General features: G+C 57.9%; 20 protein-coding genes. 5 read left to right on the plus strand and 15 right to left on the minus strand.

The genetic code is table 11. The features are described from left to right. Positions 1–52: 52 nt before the first annotated feature. From EM595_RS09370 to EM595_RS09380, 3 genes are read right to left on the minus strand one after another with little or no spacing between them, the layout of a single operon-like run. Positions 53–382, minus strand: coding sequence for a YdbL family probable chaperone protein (locus tag EM595_RS09370; protein ID WP_067430821.1), 330 nt, complete (start codon positions 380–382; stop codon positions 53–55). Then, a complete protein-coding gene (locus tag EM595_RS09375) occupies positions 379–573 on the minus strand; it encodes a YnbE family lipoprotein (RefSeq protein WP_067430824.1) in 195 nt (64 codons plus the stop codon). The genes EM595_RS09370 and EM595_RS09375 overlap by 4 nt, the downstream gene beginning before the upstream one ends. Then, positions 570–3,182: a YdbH family protein gene (locus EM595_RS09380; RefSeq protein WP_067430827.1), complete on the minus strand. Its 2,613-nt coding sequence runs from the start codon at positions 3,180–3,182 to the stop codon at positions 570–572. The genes EM595_RS09375 and EM595_RS09380 overlap by 4 nt, the downstream gene beginning before the upstream one ends. 176 nt (positions 3,183–3,358) lie before the next feature. Here EM595_RS09380 and EM595_RS09385 point away from each other — a divergent pair, with 176 nt between their 5' ends. Continuing rightward, a complete protein-coding gene (locus EM595_RS09385) occupies positions 3,359–4,351 on the plus strand; it encodes a 2-hydroxyacid dehydrogenase (protein ID WP_067430831.1) in 993 nt (330 codons plus the stop codon). 31 nt (positions 4,352–4,382) lie between these two features. On the opposite strand, the gene EM595_RS09390 is transcribed toward EM595_RS09385, so the two are convergent. Then, complete coding sequence (locus tag EM595_RS09390) at positions 4,383–4,661, minus strand: putative hemolysin (RefSeq protein ID WP_067430834.1); 279 nt, start codon at positions 4,659–4,661, stop codon at positions 4,383–4,385. 227 nt (positions 4,662–4,888) lie between these two features. On the opposite strand from EM595_RS09390, the gene EM595_RS09395 reads away from it, so the two are divergent. Next, positions 4,889–5,176, plus strand: a complete 288-nt coding sequence (locus EM595_RS09395) for a putative quinol monooxygenase (protein WP_067430837.1) — start codon at positions 4,889–4,891, stop codon at positions 5,174–5,176. 37 nt (positions 5,177–5,213) lie between these two features. Here EM595_RS09395 and dbpA read toward each other — a convergent pair whose 3' ends face one another. Continuing rightward, positions 5,214–6,593: an ATP-dependent RNA helicase DbpA gene (gene dbpA, locus EM595_RS09400; protein WP_067430839.1), complete on the minus strand. Its 1,380-nt coding sequence runs from the start codon at positions 6,591–6,593 to the stop codon at positions 5,214–5,216. Positions 6,594–6,852: 259 nt separating this feature from the next. Here dbpA and ttcA point away from each other — a divergent pair, with 259 nt between their 5' ends. After that, positions 6,853–7,770: a tRNA 2-thiocytidine(32) synthetase TtcA gene (gene ttcA / locus EM595_RS09405; RefSeq protein WP_067430842.1), complete on the plus strand. Its 918-nt coding sequence runs from the start codon at positions 6,853–6,855 to the stop codon at positions 7,768–7,770. 45 nt (positions 7,771–7,815) lie between these two features. On the opposite strand, the gene ynaL is transcribed toward ttcA, so the two are convergent. The 3 genes from ynaL to EM595_RS09415 all read right to left on the minus strand — a co-directional run bounded on the left by ynaL (position 7,816) and on the right by EM595_RS09415 (position 10,954). Then, positions 7,816–7,953, minus strand: a complete 138-nt coding sequence (ynaL, locus tag EM595_RS21270; protein WP_173645365.1) for a proline-rich small protein YnaL — start codon at positions 7,951–7,953, stop codon at positions 7,816–7,818. Positions 7,954–8,262: 309 nt separating this feature from the next. Then, on the minus strand, positions 8,263–9,246 hold the full coding sequence (zntB, locus tag EM595_RS09410; protein ID WP_067430845.1) for a zinc transporter ZntB: 984 nt from the start codon (positions 9,244–9,246) through the stop codon (positions 8,263–8,265). Between the two features lie 91 nt (positions 9,247–9,337). Beyond that, entirely contained in the window at positions 9,338–10,954 is a 1,617-nt protein-coding gene (locus EM595_RS09415; RefSeq protein ID WP_173645366.1) for an ABC transporter substrate-binding protein, read from the minus strand. Between the two features lie 145 nt (positions 10,955–11,099). On the opposite strand from EM595_RS09415, the gene mpaA reads away from it, so the two are divergent. Beyond that, positions 11,100–11,807 carry a murein tripeptide amidase MpaA gene (mpaA, locus tag EM595_RS09420; RefSeq protein ID WP_067430851.1) on the plus strand — a complete coding sequence of 236 codons (708 nt, stop codon included), beginning with the start codon at positions 11,100–11,102 and terminating at the stop codon, positions 11,805–11,807. Here mpaA and ycjG read toward each other — a convergent pair. Next, positions 11,782–12,768 carry an L-Ala-D/L-Glu epimerase gene (ycjG, locus tag EM595_RS09425; protein ID WP_067430855.1) on the minus strand — a complete coding sequence of 329 codons (987 nt, stop codon included), beginning with the start codon at positions 12,766–12,768 and terminating at the stop codon, positions 11,782–11,784. The genes mpaA and ycjG overlap by 26 nt on opposite strands. 156 nt (positions 12,769–12,924) lie before the next feature. Between ycjG and tpx the strand changes: the two genes are divergently transcribed. Further along, positions 12,925–13,428, plus strand: coding sequence for a thiol peroxidase (gene tpx / locus EM595_RS09430; protein ID WP_067430858.1), 504 nt, complete (start codon positions 12,925–12,927; stop codon positions 13,426–13,428). 36 nt (positions 13,429–13,464) lie between these two features. On the opposite strand, the gene tyrR is transcribed toward tpx, so the two are convergent. From tyrR to pspB, 6 genes are all read right to left on the minus strand, one after another. After that, positions 13,465–15,042: a transcriptional regulator TyrR gene (gene tyrR / locus EM595_RS09435; protein WP_067430861.1), complete on the minus strand. Its 1,578-nt coding sequence runs from the start codon at positions 15,040–15,042 to the stop codon at positions 13,465–13,467. A gap of 231 nt (positions 15,043–15,273) precedes the next feature. Further along, positions 15,274–16,335 carry a YcjF family protein gene (locus tag EM595_RS09440; RefSeq protein WP_067430864.1) on the minus strand — a complete coding sequence of 354 codons (1,062 nt, stop codon included), beginning with the start codon at positions 16,333–16,335 and terminating at the stop codon, positions 15,274–15,276. Next, positions 16,332–17,729, minus strand: coding sequence for a YcjX family GTP-binding protein (locus tag EM595_RS09445; protein WP_067430867.1), 1,398 nt, complete (start codon positions 17,727–17,729; stop codon positions 16,332–16,334). Before EM595_RS09445 ends, EM595_RS09440 begins: the two co-directional genes overlap by 4 nt. Continuing rightward, positions 17,710–17,958 carry a phage shock protein PspD gene (pspD, locus tag EM595_RS09450; protein ID WP_071852504.1) on the minus strand — a complete coding sequence of 83 codons (249 nt, stop codon included), beginning with the start codon at positions 17,956–17,958 and terminating at the stop codon, positions 17,710–17,712. The genes EM595_RS09445 and pspD overlap by 20 nt, the downstream gene beginning before the upstream one ends. 57 nt (positions 17,959–18,015) lie before the next feature. Further along, positions 18,016–18,375 carry an envelope stress response membrane protein PspC gene (gene pspC, locus EM595_RS09455; RefSeq protein WP_067430873.1) on the minus strand — a complete coding sequence of 120 codons (360 nt, stop codon included), beginning with the start codon at positions 18,373–18,375 and terminating at the stop codon, positions 18,016–18,018. Then, positions 18,372–18,599: an envelope stress response membrane protein PspB gene (gene pspB / locus EM595_RS09460; protein ID WP_067430876.1), complete on the minus strand. Its 228-nt coding sequence runs from the start codon at positions 18,597–18,599 to the stop codon at positions 18,372–18,374. The genes pspC and pspB overlap by 4 nt, the downstream gene beginning before the upstream one ends. Positions 18,600–18,646: the final 47 nt, after the last annotated feature.

Genomic DNA, 18,646 nt, shown 5'->3' on the forward strand with positions numbered 1-18,646 from the left:
TAACACCGCACAGGGACAACCGGCCATTTTCTGGCCGGTTTTTTTTCGCCTGTCAGTCGGCACCTTTACGCAGCCACTGCCCGTTAATGCCGCGCACGTATTCACCCGCAGCCGCCCGCTGCACCAGCTTTTCGCCCGCAATGCGCGCTACCTCATCGCGGCTAAGGTGATTTTGATCGGCCAACCGCTGATAGTGTTCCCGTCGGCCATCGTTAATGCGTGCCACCAGCGCCTGCGTCTCGACATCATCACGCACCGCAGCGAGATAGCCGCTGAAGGTTTCCCCGACCCGTCCCTGCTGCCGCCCCTCTTCCAGCGTCAGTGACCATGCGGCGGGTGTCAGCAGCAGGCCAGCAATCAGCAGTGCCCAGGAGGTTCTCAAAACAGATCGCTCTGATTTTTCAGCAGCGCCTCCACGTCTTTATCCACCTTGATGTGGATCTCATGCTCGATTTTCACGTTCATGTTAATGGTGATCGGCTCTTTTGGTGCCGCCACTTCGATACGCGGAATGCAGCCGCTGAGCAGAACCAGCGCGGGCAGGCAGCCGAGCACGTAAACAAACAACCTCATGGTGAATTTTCCTTTTGCGTGGGCAAGCTGGCGTGCTGCTCAATCCAGGATTGCAAGTTATCGCCAAAGCGCAGGCTTCGCCACAGCTGGAACAGATTTTCCTGCTGTTGATAACTGAGATTTACCCGCTGATCGCGGTTACTGAAACGGCTGGTGCCCTGCACCTGCGCGCCGAGCCGGGCGTTGCCCAGATTATCCAGGTTCAATGTCGCCCAGGCGCGCGAAATTTCCATGTAGCGCAGCCAGTCAATCGCTGCCCCGGCGGCGATATTATTGCTGGCGATAGCATCAGCCATATCTTTATCCATCCGCAGCGTCAGATTGCCACTGTTGGCAATCCACCCCTCTTTCACCAGCCATTGCGGATGATTGAGCCACAGCGGCAGCTCGCCGTTAATGCGGCCCGACAGCGCAATTTGCTTGGGTTTAATCGCGGTGATCAGTTCACTGAGGCTAATCGCCTGTAGCTTGAGCACCGCTGCTCGCCGCTGCGGCAGACGCAAGCTGGCCATGCTGACCTGGCCGCCCAGCAGATCGACGCTGAGATTTTGCAGCGTTAACGGCCGCGCCTCATTAAAGGGATACCAGCCCTGAAGCTCAGCGTGGATATTTTTCAGCGTGAACTGGTTTTCGATAGCGGCAATTTGCAGGCTGACCGGACGGCGGGCACCAAACTGCCACTGCTGCGCCCTGAGCCGAAACGGCAGGGAAAAACCGACGCCGCTGATGCGATTATCGGGCGTCCAGACGCCGCCATCTTTCACCGCCCAGTGCCCGCCCGCCTCAAATCCCTGATCGGCGGCGGCCGAAAACGCCACCTGCGCGCGCAGCGTACCGCTGTTGATTTTCATTTTCAGATCGGGGCTAAGCAGCGGCTGAAACACGCTCAGCGGCTGCGTCGGCCACCACGCCTGTCCGCGCAGCCGGCTACCATCCCAGCGCCCGTTGACGCTGACCGGGCCAATCTTCTGCGCATGCAACGCCCCTTTAAACTGAAAGCGGGCCGGATCGCTGCCTTTGAGTGCCAGCTCCAGCTGTGACGGCGGCAGGTAGCCACCGCTGGTAAAGCGGGTTTCCTGAGCATCCAGCCTGACGGCGCCCGAAAACGCCGGCTTTTCAGCATCGCGCTGCCAGCGAATGGGCTGCGTCATGGTAAGGCGCGGTGCACGGACAGTGGCCAGTCCGTAGCTCAGCTGGTCGAAGCCGGTTGAGAGCCTGTCCAGCGTGATCAGCGTCTCCTGCCAGCTGCCGGTGCCGCGCACATCCCATTTGGCGGCCAGCGGCGCCAGTTCGCCCTCGCCCCAATATTTCCATAACCAGCGGCCTTTATCGGGCCAGAATCCGCGAGCGCCGCCGTCGAGATGCAGGCTGAAGCGGCCGAAGCTCGGATCGTGCGCCTTGAGGATCGCCTGCAGGCGTCCATTGATGCCCTGCGATGAGACGCTGACGCCGGCCAGCGGCCAGCGCGCTTCGTCCACCTCCAGCGTCGACAGCAGCCGTCCCCGCATGCGCAGCAGCGCACCGGGTTTGAGCTGCAGCAGTGGATCGGCGAGCGGCCCAACCAGCACGCCGGGCAGCGCGGCAAAAAACTGCAGCGCGGCCAGCTTCATGTCGCCGGTGAGCTGAAACGGCAACTGGCTGTTAAGCAGATCCAGATGGCCCGGCCCAAAACTCAATACCGCATTACCTTTGCCACCGCGCCCCTGCGTCAGCACGTTCAAACGGCCGCCGATCGTGGTGGCGGCCAGCCCCTGCTGCCAGTCGCTCAGCCGCAGGGCAACATTGCCCGCCAGCGGCTGCGTCGCCCACGGCCAGCGCCACTGCCCCCCTTCAATCACGATCTCGCGGTTATCGGCTCGCCACGGCAGCGTCAGCAGCGGCGTTTTATCCTGTGCGGTGCTGAGCAGCAGCGTGCCCTGCTGACCCTGCCAGTGCAGCGCGGCGTTGAGCGGCTCAGGCGCAGCATTAAGCGCCAGCCTGGCCTGTAATTCGCCATCGACCGGCAGGCCAGTGAGAAACTTTCCGAGATTGAGCTGGCCGCTAAGGGTCAGCGGCGCGGCACCCGCAATCAGACTCAGCTCATCCACCTTTAGCGTCTGACCGCTGAGGCTGGCATGCAGGCGCAGGTTATCACCCTGATAATCGATATGTTGATGCTGCGCACTCAGCGCCAGCGTGAGACGCCCGGCAAACTGCTGCCACGGCGAAACGGTGAGCTTATCGAACTGCACATCCGCCGCGGGCAGCATCGCCTGCCATTCAGCCAGCGAGCGTGGCGCGTCCGCGTTCTCCTGCGGCAGCAGCCGATCAAGACATTGGGTGTTGATCTCGACGTCAGCAGCATGCAGCTGCCAGCGATGGTGATGCCAGCCCAGCGAGGCCTGTTTGATCTCAGCCAGCTGGCAAGCCTGCGCATGGTAACGAACCACCGGAAAGAACAGCGCGCCGTCATGCCAGCGCAGATTGCCAGCCAGTTCAATGCGCGTGTCATCGGGTAGCCAGAAGCCCGCCAGACGCGGCAGCCATTGCCCGGTAGTCAGCAGCAGCCCGAGCACCAGTAAAATCAGCGCCAATATCGCTGCCAGAAAAATCTTTAACGCCCGCGTCATGGCAATAACAACCCTGTTTTCCGGTGGGAAATCCTGTGGCAAATGATGGCATGTTCATCGATTAGGGTGAAGTATTTCCCCTTTCGTCTGTGGCCGAAAACGTTTTATGCTGAGCAGCCGTTATTATGACCCCACTATTCAGGCTACACTGAGACCATCAACCAGAGGAATCAGCGATGAAATTAGCGGTTTACAGCACCAAACAGTATGACAGGAAATACCTGGCACAGGTTAACGAGCGCTACGGTTTTACCGTAGAGTATTTCGATTTTCTGCTCAGCGAAAGCACGGCTAAAACCGCCGTGGGGTTTGATGCGGTGTGCATTTTCGTCAATGACGATGGCAGCCGTGCGGTACTGGAAGAGCTGGCCGAGCTGGGCGTTAAGGTTATCGCGCTGCGCTGCGCCGGTTTCAACAACGTCGATCTCAAGGCTGCGGAGGAACTCGGTCTGCAGGTGGTACGCGTGCCGGCCTATTCACCGGAAGCGGTAGCCGAGCATACCATCGGTATGATGATGACGCTCAACCGGCGTATTCATCGCGCTTATCAACGCACGCGCGACGCCAATTTTTCTCTGGAAGGCCTGATCGGCTTTAATATGCACGGCAAAACCGCAGGGGTGATCGGCACCGGTAAAATCGGCCTGGCCACGCTGCGTATTTTAAAAGGGTTTGGCATGCGACTGCTGGTTTCTGACCCCTATCCGAGCGCTGCTGCGCTGGAACTGGGCGCGGAATATGTTGATGTCGCCACGCTGTTTCGCGAATCCGACGTTATCAGCCTGCACTGTCCGCTGACCGAAGATAACTATCATCTGCTTAATGAAGCGGCGTTTAGTCAGATGAAAGATGGCGTGATGATCATTAACACCAGCCGTGGTGCATTGATCGATTCACAAGCGGCGATTGATGCGTTAAAGCAGCAGAAAATTGGCTCGCTGGGTATGGACGTCTATGAAAATGAGCGCGATCTGTTCTTTGAAGATAAGTCGAACGACGTGATTCAGGATGATGTATTTCGTCGCCTGTCAGCCTGCCACAACGTGCTGTTCACCGGTCATCAGGCCTTTCTGACCGCGGAAGCGCTGATTGCGATTTCGGAAACCACGCTGAATAATTTACAGCAGGTTACCGCGGGCGAAATTTGCCCCAATCTGGTCAAGGCGTAACAATCACGGCGGCCGCTATGCCGCCTTTTTGTTAACGGGCGCAGCGACCGCCGACCAGCGCACCTTCATCGCAACGACGGCCATTTGCCAGCTGGCACATGCCCACCCGCGAACCATCCAGTTGATGGGAAAACGCCAGCGTTCCACCGGCACTATTGCAGTTAGTTTCGGCTAATGAGGACATTACAACGCTGGGTTGAATATGGGCTGCGGTGGCTTGTTGCGGTGGTTCGTTGTCGTTGTCAACGTCGCTGCTGCAGCCAGAAAGCAGCAGAGCGGCGCCGACAAGCAGAGTAATCGCTGCTTTCATGTATCGGGCTCCGGGAGAGAGAAAAGAGGACGCCTGAGCAGAATATGTCACCTTCTCCATCCGGTCGAGGGCTGACATGATTTTTTACCAAATTAGTTGCCGACAAAATGCAATCGGCCAGCTCTTATTTCACATCCAGGCCCGCATTTGAGTGACACTGTCACCATAAGGCATTTCGCTCAGGGCGTGGTAAAATGAACAGATTATGAAAACCCAAGGAGAACATCATGAGTGATAAAGCGATTGTGATTGTCGCCAAGTTTATGGCGCAACCGGGTAAAGCGGACGAGCTGAAAAAGGTGCTGAGTGCCGGTGTACCGGGAAGCCGGGCCGAAGATGGCAACGTACATTACGATCTCTATCGCAGCGTGGAAGATGGCAACGTCTTTCTGTTTCACGAGCGCTGGAAAAGCCAGCAGGCAGTGGATGCCCACGGTGAACAGCCGCATTTCAAAACGCTGATGGAGCGCTCAGCGCATCTTATTCAACAGCCGCCTGAAATTACGCTGTTTTAAGCGGTAGTCGGGGCGCCAGGCGCCCCGCTTTTCTTATTCACTGCAACAGCATGGCGCGACAGGTTTTTCCTTTGATCTTGCCCTGCTTGAGTTTAATCAACGCCTGTTTAGCCTGTTTTGCGCTAATGGCCACGTAGGCGTGAGTCGGTGTCAGATCAATCTTGCCAATATCAGCAGCATCTACACCCGCATCACCCGTCAGCGCGCCTAAAATATCGCCCGCTCTGATTTTCGCCTTGCGCCCACCATCAATGCACAGCGTCATCATTTTTGCTGGCAACGCTTTGATCGGCTGGTTCTTCAGGCTGGCAGCATCGCTCCACGTCAGCGGCTTTTGCAGGTAATCTTCCAGCGCATGCGCGCGCACCATCTCATCCGGCGCGACAAAACTCACCGCTTTACCCTCTTCACCGGCGCGTGCGGTACGACCAATGCGGTGCACGTGCACTTCCGGATCGAAAGAGAGCTGGAAGTTGACCACCATCGCCAGTGATTTGATATCCAGCCCGCGTGCCGCAACGTCGGTTGCGACCAGCACGCGAATGCTGCCGTTGGAAAAGCGGATCAGTACCCGATCGCGATCGCGCTGTTCGAGGTCGCCGTGCAGCGCCAGCGCGTTGATCTCTTTACTGTTGAGCATCGCCGCGACGTCGTCGCATTCGCGTTTAGTGTTACAAAACACCACGCAGGATGAGGGCTGTTCGCTGCTTAACAAGCCGAGCAGCAGCGTCATTTTGTCGCGGCTGCCCACTTCATAAAAGTGCTGCTCAATCACCGGCAGTTCAGTGACATCTTCTGTAGAAACCGCCAGCGCATCGCGTTGAAAACGGGCGCTGATCGCCACAATGTCCTGCGGCCAGGTGGCAGAAAACAGCAGCGTCTGGCGCGACGCAGGCGCATGGCCAATGATCGCGTCCATGTCGTCACGGAAACCCATCTCCAGCATACGGTCAGCTTCATCCAGCACCAGCACACGCAGCTGAGACAGATCCAGCGATTCGCGCTTCAGATGATCGAGAATACGGCCAGGCGTGCCGACCACGATGTGCGGCGCATGCACCAGCGAATCGCGCTGGGCGCCCATCGGCTGGCCGCCGCACAGGGTAAGAATCTTAATATTGCGGGTGAAACGGGCCAGACGGCGCAGTTCATTGCTGACCTGATCCGCCAGTTCACGGGTCGGACAGAGCACCAGCGCCTGGGTCTGATAGATCGTGGTGTCGATCTGCTGTAATACGCCCAGCCCAAATGCTGCCGTTTTACCGCTGCCGGTTTTTGCCTGCGCACGCACGTCGCGCCCGTCAAGGATCGCGGGCAGCGCCGCCGCCTGAATAGGCGTCATGGCGTCGTAACCCATTTCACGGAGGTTATCGAGTTGGCTGGCAGGAAGTTGGGTCAGGGTAGAAAAAGCAGTCACGGGAGATTCTCATTAACAGGCAGATTTGCGGCTGTCAGTCTGGCAGAAAGTCAGGCTGACAGCAATTCTGATGGCCGGTTGACGGGTGGCGCCGATAAAATAATTACCGCGGCTGGCTAACATTCCGTGCCCTTTTCCGCCTCAGCGGCGATTAGCCTAAAATCGCACTGGAAATTAGCACGCTAATCCGTACCATACGGCCAGAGAATCTTTTCCACTGGCCCGAGGCCAGTATGCGTGCAACAGGCCCGAGACATCCGTGACCAGTCAAAAAGAGCAGTACAACCTCAATAAACTTCAGAAGCGCCTGCGTCGTAACGTTGGCCAGGCGATTGCCGATTTCAATATGATTGAAGAAGGCGATCGCATCATGGTCTGTCTTTCCGGCGGCAAAGACAGCTATACCATGCTGGAGATCCTGCGCAATTTACAGCAGAGCGCGCCGGTGAACTTTTCGCTGGTGGCGGTCAATCTCGATCAAAAACAGCCTGGCTTCCCGCAACACATTCTGCCGGAGTATCTGGATAATCTTGGCGTTGAGTACAAGATTGTCGAGGAAGATACCTACTCCATCGTCAAAGAGAAAATTCCGGAAGGCAAAACCACCTGTTCGCTCTGTTCTCGTCTGCGCCGCGGCATTCTCTATCGTACCGCGACCGAACTCGGCTGCACGAAAGTGGCGCTGGGCCATCATCGCGATGACATTTTACAGACGCTGTTTCTGAACATGTTTTACGGCGGCAAACTCAAAGGCATGCCGCCTAAGCTGATGAGCGACGACGGCAAACAGATCGTTATCCGCCCGCTCGCCTACTGCCGTGAAAAAGACATCATTCGTTTTGCCGAAGCGCGTCAGTTCCCAATCATTCCATGCAACCTGTGCGGCTCGCAGCCGAACCTGCAGCGCCAGGTGGTGGCTGATATGCTGCGCGACTGGGATAAGCGTTTTCCTGGCCGCATCGAGACCATGTTCAGTGCCATGCAGAACGTGGTGCCCTCGCATCTTGCCGACGGCAACCTGTTTGATTTTAAAGCGCTGCAGCATGGCGATCCGATCGTTGACGGTGGCGATATCGCCTTTGACCGCGAAACGCTACCGGTACAGCCAGCGGGCTGGCAGCCGGAAGATGGCGACGATACGTTGCCTGAGCGTTTGCCGGTGATGGAAATCAAATAAACGCCAGCAATAAAAAAGGGCACCTGCGGGTGCCCTTTTTTTTGCTCACATATGTGGCGGCGGATCGAGAATCGGGTCCGGCTCGCCCGGTGGCGGATCGGGCATCGGTTGCGGTGTTGGAATGGGATCGGGAATCGGCGTTGGGTCAGTTGGGACCGGATCGGAAGCGCGAATAAATGGCATGTCCTTCTCCTGTAATCAATGAGGATGCTGCGGCACCAAAGCGCACGGCGCATCAGATAACACCCTTTAAGCGTAGGCCAAATTCAGCGATCCTGGCGCACAGGCAAAAAAAAAGCCGGCGTTAAGCCGGCACATCAAGCATCGAAAGGTGCTATGCAGTAACTCAAATTGGAAGTCAGACAATATGGAGCGCAACGCCCATCGCTTGACGTTGCATTCACCTGCGGGACTAAGTCTGCCCCAGCCCCGGAGGTGAGTTCTTGACCTCGATCAGCTTTTAGCCGGTTGCTGCGGCTAATCTACTGGCGGCTACAGCCACTTGCGTTTTTTTAACCACATCGCAACCGCCACCACGATCACCACCAGCGACAGGCAAAACACACCAAAACCTAAATGCCATTCGCCGCCGGGAATACCGCCCAGGTTGACACCAAACAGCCCGGTAAGAAATGTCGTGGGCAGGAACAGCATCGCCATCAGCGACATGGTGTAGGTGCGTCGGTTCATTGATTCGGCCATCACCGAGGCGATCTCATCGGAGAGCACGCCGGTACGCGCAATGCCGGAATCGAGATCTTCCAGCCCGCGACCGAGTCGGTCGGCAATCTCCTGCATACGACGCCGTTCATCATCATCCATCCAGCCCAGCTTCTCGCTGGCCAGCCGGGCGTAAACGTCGCGCTGCGGCGTCATATAGCGACGCATTACGATCAGCTGTTTGCGCAGCAGTGCCAGCTCGCCGCGCGGCGGCACCTGCTGATCCATCAGCGCATCTTCCAGCGCGATAATTTTCTCGTGCAGCTCATCGATAAACTCACTGGCGTGATCGGTGAGCGTGTCACATAAATCCACTAGCCAGCCGCCGCAGTCCACCGGGCCGTTACCGTTTTGCAACTCAATCAGCACGTCATCAATGGCGGAGACTTTGCGCCGCCGGGTAGAAACGATCAGTTTGTCATTGATAAAAACGCGCACCGCCACCAGCTGATCCGGCCGCGAATCGCTGTTCAGGTTGACGCTGCGCAGGGTAATCATAAAGCCATCGCCAAGACGACTGACGCGCGGACGCATGCTGTCGCCCGCCAGCCCGTCACGCACGGCATCGGGAATCAGATGGGTTGACTGCAACCATTCGGCGCTGCGCTGCTGCGTGTAGTTAAGATGCAACCAGCAGGGCCGATCGCAGTTGATCACGTCGTTCTCCGCAATCGGAATCACGCCGCCCTTGCCGTCAAGCTGGCAGGCGATGATGGCGTCGGAGACCTGGAGAGCTTTACCTTCAATGACGTTCAATTCGGGAGCCTCAATAAAAAAACATGCGCCCTCAGGCGCAGTAAGAAAGTCGTGGTGGCGTCAGCGCAACAGGCTGGCTAACGCCTGGCGGTTAATGTTTCAGCAGATAGAGTTCGCGGCTGTAAGCGACATCTTCCGCATTCTGGATCGGATAGCCTTTAACCCAGGGTTTAATCAGCCGGCCATTGGTGTACTGATAAACCGGCGCGATCGGCGCCTGCTCGGCCAGAATATGCTCGGCACGGTTGTAATCATCGTTACGCGCGCTGTCGCTGCTCTCCATGCTGGCCTGCGCCATCACCGCATCATAATCGCTGTTTTTGAATCGCGCGATATTGCCACTGTGTCCGGACGTTAACAGGCTCAAAAAGGTGGAAGGCTCGTTGTAATCGCCTACCCACGAGGCGCGGATAACATCGAAATTGCCGCTGTTACGGCTGTCGATATAGGTTTTCCACTCCTGATTTTGCAGCTTCACGTCGGCGCCGAGCGTTTTTTTCCACATCGACGCCACGGCGATCGCCAGCTTCTGGTGATTTTCAGAGGTGTTATACAGCAGGTTGAGATGCAGCGGTTTAGAGGGGCCGTATCCCGCAGCGGCTAGCAGCGTTTTGGCCTGCACGTTCAACTCCTCCTGCGAATGCTGCTGCAACATGCTCTGTGCTGGGGTAAAACCCGCGGTGACGTCTGGCGTGAAGTGCCAGGCGGGCTTCTCGCCGGTGCCTAACACTTTCTCGGCGATGATGCGGCGATCGATGGTCATCGAGAGCGCCTGGCGCACACGCACGTCAGCGGTAGGCCCTTTTTCGGTATTAAAGGCGTAGTAATAGGTGCCGAGCTGATCCGGCGTATAGACCTCTCCGGGCAGGGTTTTCTTCAGCAGCGCATACATGTTTTTGGGAAAGGATTCGGTGATATCGATATCACCGGCGCGATAACGTTTGGTGGCGCTCGACTCTTCATTGATTGGCAGGAACGTGACTTTGGTCAGCACCGAGTGCGCGTTGTCCCAGTAACGATCGTTGCGCACCAGCACGATTTTTTCATTCACCACGCGGTCCTGCAGCTTATAGGCGCCGTTGCCCACCAGGTTGGCTGGCTGGGTCCAGTTGCTGCCGTGTTGAGCAATAACCGTTTTCGATACCGGATAGAGGCTAAAGTTGGCGGTGAGGCTGGGAAAATAGGGTACCGGACGCACCAGCGTGACTTTCAGGCGATGTTTGTCCAGCGCCGTTACGCCGAGCTTATCAACGCCCATACTGCCTTTGGCAATCACATCGGCATTTTCGATGCCGCTCAACCCGGCAAACCAGGCAAAAGGGGAACTGGTTTTAGGATCGACCAGTCGCTGCCAGCTATAGACAAAATCGTCGGCGGTGACCGGCTCGCCGTTGGACCAGCGCGCGTCTTTTCGCAGGGTGAAAATCCAGGTTTTGTTATCGCTGCTCTGCCAGCTTTCGGCAACGCCGGGCACCACTTTGCCGCTGGCGTCCTGATTGGTTAAGCCTTCATAGAGATCGCGAATGACCTGAATTTCCGGCAGGCCCACCGCTTTGGCCGGATCCAGCGAGGCGGGCTCATCTTTGATATGCCGTACAATTTCCTGCTTTTCGGCCAATTGCGTACCGGGTGGCACATCGGCGGCAAACGCAGTGGAACCGTAGCTGGCGACCAGCAGTGCGGTCAGGGTAAAACGCAAATTTATCATCAAGCCATCCTCACGCCGTGCAAGACAGAACGCTGTCGGGAAACAGCAGGCACTGTAGCGCAAATCCTTGATCGGCAAAAAGCTATTTTCTGTTGGGCCGATCCAGGCTAGCTTGTTTTGAGATGACCTTCACAGGAGCCAAAAGATGAGTCCGTTACATCCCCGCCAGGCACGCGGGCAGTTGCATGCCCATCGTGAAGTTTATGGTCAGTCGGTGTTGGGTGCGCCGCTGCTCTGGTTCCCGGCTTCCCAGGCGGACGCCGATAGCGGGCTGATCCTTGCGGGCACCCATGGCGATGAAACCGCCGCTATCGCCACGCTTTCCGGTGCGCTGCGGACTCTGCCCGATGCGCTGCGGCGTCATCATGTGGTGCTGGCGGTCAATCCCGATGGCTGTCAGCTGGGTCTGCGAGGCAACGCCCGCGGCGTCGATCTCAACCGCAATTTTCCGGCCGCCAACTGGCAGCCTGGCGGCACGGTTTATCGCTGGAACAGCGCCGCGGATGAACGTGACGTGGCGATCTCAACCGGCGATCGCCCTGCTTCAGAGCCGGAAACCCACGCGCTGTGCGCCCTGATTCATCAGCTCAAACCGGCGTGGGTAGTGACTTTTCACGAACCGCTGGCCTGCATTGACGATCCGCAACACAGCGCGCTCGGGCAGTGGCTGGCGGAGCAAACCGGCATGCCACTGGTAGGCAGCGTCGGCTATGACACGCCGGGCTCCTTCGGTAGCTGGTGCGCCGATATCGGCCTGCTCTGCATCACCGCCGAGCTACCGCCGATTTCAGTGGATGAAGCGAGCGAATGCTGGCTGCAGCCGATGATTAACCTGCTGCGCTGGCAGGCGTAAGATGCAGCACACCGCTGGTAAAACGCAGCGCGGGTTCAGCATCGACCGCCAGCCAGGTCGGGCCATCGAGATCGGCCCAGGTGGCGCGGGTGGCCAGCGGTAAGGCGGCACGAATGGCGCGTGAGGTGCACAGCATGCAGCCCAGCATCAGGCCAAATCCCGCCGCTTGTGCCGCATCGGCCAGCGCCAGCGCTTCGGTTAAGCCGCCGGTTTTATCCAGCTTGATGTTGATCATCTCATAGCGCCCGCGCAGCGCGGGCAGGCTCTCCCGCGTGTGGCAGCTCTCATCCGCGCAGATCGGCAATGGGTGAATAAAGTTGGCAAGGGCTTCATCCTGATCGGCGGGCAGCGGCTGCTCAAGCATCGCAATGCCAAGATCGGCCAGCAGCTGACAGCGCGCCGCCAACCCCTCACCGTGCCAGGATTCATTAGCATCAACAATCAGCGTCGCCTCCGGCACCGCGGCGCGAATCGCCATCAGCCGCTCGGTAATAAAATGATCGTCCATTTTGATTTTCAGCAGCCGCGCGCCGTTCTGCCACAGCGCCAGTGCACTGCTGGCCATCGCTTCCGGCATATCGATGCTGATGGTTTGCGCGGTAATCATCTGTTTCGGCGCCAGCTGCTGCGTCATCTGCCAGAGATCTTCGCCGCGCTGCTGCGCCGCAAGGTGCCACAGCGCACTGTCGATAGCGTTGCGGGCGGCACCCGCTGGCAGCGCCAGCTGCAACGCCTCGCGGCTCATACCCTCTTCAAGCTGCGACTGCAAAGAGGCGATCTGCGCCAGCACTGACGCTTCACTTTCACCATAGCGCGGATAAGGCGTCGCCTCGCCAATGCCCTTCACACCGTCCTGCTCCAGCTCAACCACCACCACGCCGGTTTCGGTTCGGCTGCCGCGGGCAATCACAAAGGGAGTATGCAGAGGCCAGGCTTCGGGATAAATTTTTACACTACGCATTCCGTTTCCTTGAGGTAAGGTCAACTGGTTACTGGCAGAACAGGAAGGCTCATCACAGGATGCGCACTGTCATCGCAGCGTCACGCTTTTTCGCTATCCCTGACCTGAGCACTTCACTACACTGAATATGATTCTGAACCTAATTAAGGAAAAACTATGTCTCAGACCGTCCATTTTCAGGGCAATCCGGTTAACGTCAGCGGCACGCTGCCTGCGCCAGGCGACGTTGCTAAGCCCTTCACGCTGGTGGCAAAAAACCTTACCGATGTCTCTCTTACAGAGTATGCGGGAAAACGCAAAGTGCTGAATATTTTTCCAAGTATTGATACCGGCGTCTGCGCCGCGTCAGTGCGTAAATTTAATCAGCTGGCGAGTGAAATGGATAACGCCGTCGTGTTGTGCATTTCATCTGACCTGCCGTTTGCCCAGTCGCGTTTTTGCGGCAGCGACGGCCTCAGCAACGTGGTCACGCTCTCCACGCTGCGCGGCACCGATTTCAAAGAAGATTATGGCGTGGCGATCGTTGACGGTCCGCTGAAAGGCCTGGCTGCTCGCGCCGTGGTGGTGCTGGACAGCAATGACAAAGTGCTTTACAGCGAACTGGTGAATGAGATCACCACCGAACCTGATTACGATGCTGCGATGGCCGCGCTGAAATAATCAGTGGCTTCCCCGCGGGGAAGCCTTTTTTATCCCCTATTCGCCGCCCGTCGCTTCCCCTTTCTTCTGACTCAGACCATATTCACGCAGCTTGTTAGCAATTGCCGTATGGGACACGCCCAGCCGTTTTGCCAGCTTACGCGTGCTGGGATAGGAGAGATAAAGCCGGGTCAGCACCGAACGCTCGAAACGGCCGGTGATCTCATCCAGCGTACCTTCGATCGCCTCTTCGCCCAGCGACACATCCATCGCCTGCTCAGGCAGGATAATATCCTGTGGGCGCAGTTCATAGCCTTCCAGCTGCGCCAGCGCGCGATAGAGCGCATGCTTAAGCTGACGCACGTTGCCCGGCCAGCTGTAGCGCGCAAGATAGGCATTCAGCTGCGGCGACAGACGCGGCCGCGAGATGCCCTGCTCATCGGCAAATCGCGCGACGAACATTTCGGTCAACGGCAGAATATCCTGCGAGCGTTCGCGTAACGGCGGCAGGTTCAGCGTCAGCACGTTGAGCCGATAAAAGAGATCTTCCCGGAAATCACCGCGACGCACCAGCTCCACCAGGTTCTTTTGCGTGGCGCAGATTACCCGCACATCCACCCGCACCTCATGCTCTTCACCTACCCGACGGAAGGTGCCGTCATTCAGAAAGCGCAGCAGCTTGGTTTGCATGCGTGGCGTCATTTCGCCAATCTCATCCAGTAGCACCGAGCCACCGTTGGCCTGTTCGAAAAAGCCTTTTTTGCCGGTAAGCGCGTTAGGATAGGCACCGGCAGCATGACCGAACAGCTCACTCTCCGCCACGTCGTCGGGCAGCGAGGCGCAGTTCAACGCCAGAAACGGCTTTTTACCGCGCGCGCTGCGCAGATGGCAGGCGCGCGCCAGCATATCTTTACCGGTGCCGGTATCGCCGATAATTAACAGTGGCGCATCCAGCATCGCCAGCTTGCGCGCTTGATCCAGCACCTGGCGCATTTTCGGGCTAACCGCCACAATGTGCTCGAAATCGGAATCGTCGTTAACGCTGAGGTTTTGCAGCTGACGCCCCATGCGCGCCGTGGATTTAAGCATCACCATAGCGCCCACCAGCGCGGTGGTGTTGCCTTCCTGCTCATCGGCCAGGTAAAGCGGACGCAGCTCCAGCAGAAAATCGCGGCCATGGATCACCACGTGCTGGGTTTGTGCGTCGGGACGCTCGCCCTCGAGCCAGCGACTGAAGTTAAAACCGGGAATCAGCGTGCTGGCATTTTGATTGCGCAGCTTCTGCTCTTCCAGCGCAAACACCAGCTGCGCCGCCGGGTTGGCCAGTTCAATTTTGCCCTTCATGTCGATGGACAACACCGGTTCCGGCATCGCCACCAGCAGCGCGCTGAGCGCCCGGTGCTCGCGTTCTGAAGGCATCCACGACACGGTGCGCACATCGGTTACGCCAGGAATACGACGGATTTCAGCCATCAGTTGGCTAAAGGGCTCAAAGGCCACAGAGGAGAAATTCAGGTAGATACGCCCGATAGGCGCAATTTCGATGCCGCGTAAATCGATACTACGTTCGACCAGCAGATCGAGCAGTTCACGCGTAAGACCAATTCGGTCCTGGCAGAAGACTTCCAAACGCATGGTTTAGCCTTAATCAGATGCGGAAAAAGCGAATAAATAAATCATACGCCAACTTCAGTAACGGCTGTAGCCTGGGTGTCATTTATTGTTGACACCCAAGCCAGCCTGAAGCGCGCTATGTTATCGCGACCACCAGATTATTCACCAGCAACCTTTACTTCAACAGTGATTGAAGCCGATATTTTCGCCATTATCCACATTACACAGCTACTAAGCAGGTTATAAACAGCATTATTTGCTGCTTTTATCGCCGCTTTTTTGTATCGCCTCTTTTAACTGACTGGTCAGCTCGCCGCGAAAATCGCCCAGACGCGGTTTATCTTTTTCCAGCCACGGCAGCGGACGGCACAGCTCCATCGCTTTAATACCGAGGCGTGCAGTGAGCAGCCCGGCGCCGATACCCTGCGCGGCGCGCGCCGACCAGCGTGCAGCAATATCCTGTGAAATCCAGTCCATGCCCACTTCGCGCACCAGCTCTGAAGCGCCGGCAAAGGCGATATTCAGCAGCACCAGCCGGAACAGGCGCAGGCGGCTGAAATAGCCCAGTTCGATGCCATAAATGGCAGCAATGCGGTTCACCAGACGAATGTTACGCCAGGCGATAAACGCCATATCCACCAGCGCCAGCGGGCTGACGGCGATCATCAGCGTCGATTCTGCGGCGTGACGGCTGATTTCGCGGCGAGCCTGGCGATCCATAACCGGCTGTACCAGCTGCGCATAGAGCGCTACCACTTCATGATCATTGTGAGTTTCATGCAGCGAGGCGTGCCAGCGTTGCAGCGCCGGATGACCGTTGTCGAGACCAGCCTGCTGCGCCAGTTTTTCGCAGAATGGACGACCGCGCCCCATGGCCTGACTGTTGAGCAATTCACGCCCGATCTCGCGCTCTTCGGCGCGCTGCCGCAGCTTATACAGCCGACGCCATTCGCTGGCTAATGCGCCAACGCCAGCGATCACTATCAGCGCGCCAGCGGCACCGGCGCCTAGCGTGATCCACTCTTTTTGCAGCCAGGCCTGATGCAGGGTCTGCGCGCCCTGCGCCACCACGCTGGCAGCAAACAGCAGCGCCGCAGCGCCGGTCAGCCGCCGCCACAGGCTGCGCTTCGGGCGTAGGGCTTCATCCACCATGCGCTCGCCTGCGCCTTCCGGCAGCGCATTGCTCTCGTCGTTATCGACCGCGACAAAATTCTGCTGCTGCGCGTCAAAATCTACCGCCGGTTTTAGCGGCGGTGATTTCTGCGGTTCCAGCGGCTGTGCAAAATCGATACGCGGTTTAATCGGGGCGTTCATCGCAGTTTATCTCCCAGTAAAAATTCCAGCGCAGCATCCATCCTGATGTGGGGCAACGGACGATCGGTATCCAGCTGCTGTGGCCGAAACTGTTCAAAATGAAAGCCTTGCTCTTGCCAGAACGCGTTGCCCGGCAGACGCGCTGGCACTTCACCCGGATAGACGGTGAGCGGCGTGCCATCATCCAGACGGTTGCCACGCAAGGCAGGCAGCTTTTCGCCCTGATGATCGACTAACCCGCCCTGCGTTGCCTGCACCGACGCGAGGCCAATGCACTCCATGGCGATGCCTTCAAAGGCGGCGTTTTGCCAGGCGTCCTGCACCAGCTGTTGCAGCAGTGACACCATGTTCGCATGCTGATCGCCGGTAATATGATCGGCCTTGGTGGCCGCAAACAGCAGCTTATCGATCACCGGCGAAAACAGGCGGCGAAACAGCGTGCGCTGACCATAGTGAAAGCTTTGCATCAGCTGGGTAAGTGCCAGCCGCATGTCATTGAACGCCTGCGGTCCGCTGTTCAGCGGCTGTAAGCAATCGACCAGCACAATTTGCCGGTCGAAGCGCAGAAAGTAATCTTTATAAAAGCCCTTCACCACGTTCTGACAGTAGTAGTGATAGCGCGCACGCAGCATGCCGATGTTGGTCTCTTTGCCCGCCTGCGCCAGCTTCGCTTCGCCCGCTTCATCCACGTTGGGCCAGGGGAAAAACTGCAGCGCCGGTGCGCCAGCCATATCGCCAGGCAGCACAAAGCGGCCAGGCTGAATAAAATGCAGCCCTTCACGTTTGCAGGTCAGTAAATAGTCGGTCCACGCCTGGGCAATCGCTGCCAGACGGTTCTCATCAGCAGGAGCCAGCGGATCGAGATCCTGACAGAGTGCGCGCCACGGTTTTGCCCATTCGGCCCGATCGCCCTGCAGCAGGCCGGTCATCTGGCGTGACCAGCTGAGATAATCCTGCGCCAGCATCGGCAGATCGAGCAGCCATTCGCCGGGATAATCGACGATTTCAAGGTACAGCGTGGAGGTCTCTTTGAAATGGCGCAGCAGAGAATCGCGGGATTTGAAGCGCAGCGCCAGGCGCATTTCGCTAACGCCGCGCGTGGGCGTCGGCCAGGCCGGCGGCACGCCATACAGCTGCGCCAGGCCTTCATCGTAGGTGAAACGCGGCGTGCCCATGTTGTGATGCGGCACGCGCTTAACACCGAGCAGCCGCTCATCGCGGGCGGCGGAAAACAGCGGCAACCGTGCGCCGCCGTGAATGTTCAGAAGTTGATTGACCAGCGAGGTAATAAAAGCGGTTTTTCCGCTGCGGCTCAGGCCAGTGACCGCCAGCCGCAAATGGCGGTCGACGCCGCGATTAACCAGTGAAGCAAACTCATCTTGTAATTTTCTCATCACTTTCCCTGATAAAACGCGCCGTCATCCTTTTCATGGCCCGTGCCAGCAACGGCTCCAGAGCCATCGTTAACAGCAGGCGCAATGGACGACGGGCGACTGATTTCACTGCCCAACCGGCCACGCCCGCCGGGCCATACGTAACGGCGTTGATAATGATAAATTTTCCTGCCGACTTCAACGCGGGGGCCGCGTGGCGGCGGAATGTCGATTGCCATGATGACGGCATGAAAACCTCCAGCAACAGTATAGAAGGTGGCTCGCAACCCGAGCCGGGTAATGATAATCAGAGCTGGCGGAAACGGCTGCGCACGCTGAAGGTTTCAGAAGTCACGTAGCGCTCCATCTCACGGATGGCGGTTTCGCCGCCCTGCAATGCGTGCTCTAAATCATCCAGCAGCTCACTGGCGCTCGGCGTGCCCTGCTCTTCAGCGTCAGCGGGCATCGGATCGAGCACAAAGCCGAGCGCGAAATAGGCTACCAGCGTGAAGAAAAACAGGCCAAAAATCATCGACAGCACGACGATCACGCGCAGCAGGCGCACCGGAATATCCAGATAGTGAGCCAGACCGGCGCAAACGCCCATCAGCTTGCCCTGCTGCGGAATGCGCCACAGCGTTTTTCCACGAATAGCAATGCGCGTCATGGCTGCCTCCAGTTTGGATGCTCGGCATCGAGAATCGCTTCCAGTGCCTGAATGCGTTCACGCATCCGGCGCGCGTCCTGCGTCATCTGCTGCAGGCGCTGCAAATCGCTGTTAGAAAGTTCGCTGCCCGCGCTGCGACGGCCGCTGTAATGCAGCCATAGCCAGATAGGTGCCACGAACAGAACAAAAATGGTTAGCGGTATCGCTAGAAATAAGGCGCTCATTCAGACTCCTTGCAAAATTAACCCCTCTGCCGGACGCCTTAGCGCGT

It is taken from the genome of Duffyella gerundensis (assembly GCF_001517405.1).
Classification (GTDB): domain Bacteria; phylum Pseudomonadota; class Gammaproteobacteria; order Enterobacterales; family Enterobacteriaceae; genus Duffyella; species Duffyella gerundensis.

What these genes read in the sequence shown, in the direction of transcription:
- EM595_RS09375 (WP_067430824.1), bottom strand. Translation starts at nt 573, where the DNA reads ATGAGGTTGTTTGTTTACGTGCTCGGCTGCCTGCCCGCGCTGGTTCTG.
- EM595_RS09380 (WP_067430827.1), bottom strand. Translation starts at nt 3,182, where the DNA reads ATGACGCGGGCGTTAAAGATTTTTCTGGCAGCGATATTGGCGCTGATT.
- EM595_RS09385 (WP_067430831.1), top strand. Translation starts at nt 3,359, where the DNA reads ATGAAATTAGCGGTTTACAGCACCAAACAGTATGACAGGAAATACCTG.
- EM595_RS09390 (WP_067430834.1), bottom strand. Translation starts at nt 4,661, where the DNA reads ATGAAAGCAGCGATTACTCTGCTTGTCGGCGCCGCTCTGCTGCTTTCT.
- EM595_RS09395 (WP_067430837.1), top strand. Translation starts at nt 4,889, where the DNA reads ATGAGTGATAAAGCGATTGTGATTGTCGCCAAGTTTATGGCGCAACCG.
- ynaL (WP_173645365.1), bottom strand. Translation starts at nt 7,953, where the DNA reads ATGCCATTTATTCGCGCTTCCGATCCGGTCCCAACTGACCCAACGCCG.
- EM595_RS09415 (WP_173645366.1), bottom strand. Translation starts at nt 10,954, where the DNA reads ATGATAAATTTGCGTTTTACCCTGACCGCACTGCTGGTCGCCAGCTAC.
- mpaA (WP_067430851.1), top strand. Translation starts at nt 11,100, where the DNA reads ATGAGTCCGTTACATCCCCGCCAGGCACGCGGGCAGTTGCATGCCCAT.
- ycjG (WP_067430855.1), bottom strand. Translation starts at nt 12,768, where the DNA reads ATGCGTAGTGTAAAAATTTATCCCGAAGCCTGGCCTCTGCATACTCCC.
- tpx (WP_067430858.1), top strand. Translation starts at nt 12,925, where the DNA reads ATGTCTCAGACCGTCCATTTTCAGGGCAATCCGGTTAACGTCAGCGGC.
- tyrR (WP_067430861.1), bottom strand. Translation starts at nt 15,042, where the DNA reads ATGCGTTTGGAAGTCTTCTGCCAGGACCGAATTGGTCTTACGCGTGAA.
- EM595_RS09440 (WP_067430864.1), bottom strand. Translation starts at nt 16,335, where the DNA reads ATGAACGCCCCGATTAAACCGCGTATCGATTTTGCACAGCCGCTGGAA.
- EM595_RS09445 (WP_067430867.1), bottom strand. Translation starts at nt 17,729, where the DNA reads ATGAGAAAATTACAAGATGAGTTTGCTTCACTGGTTAATCGCGGCGTC.
- pspD (WP_071852504.1), bottom strand. Translation starts at nt 17,958, where the DNA reads ATGCCGTCATCATGGCAATCGACATTCCGCCGCCACGCGGCCCCCGCG.
- pspC (WP_067430873.1), bottom strand. Translation starts at nt 18,375, where the DNA reads ATGACGCGCATTGCTATTCGTGGAAAAACGCTGTGGCGCATTCCGCAG.
- pspB (WP_067430876.1), bottom strand. Translation starts at nt 18,599, where the DNA reads ATGAGCGCCTTATTTCTAGCGATACCGCTAACCATTTTTGTTCTGTTC.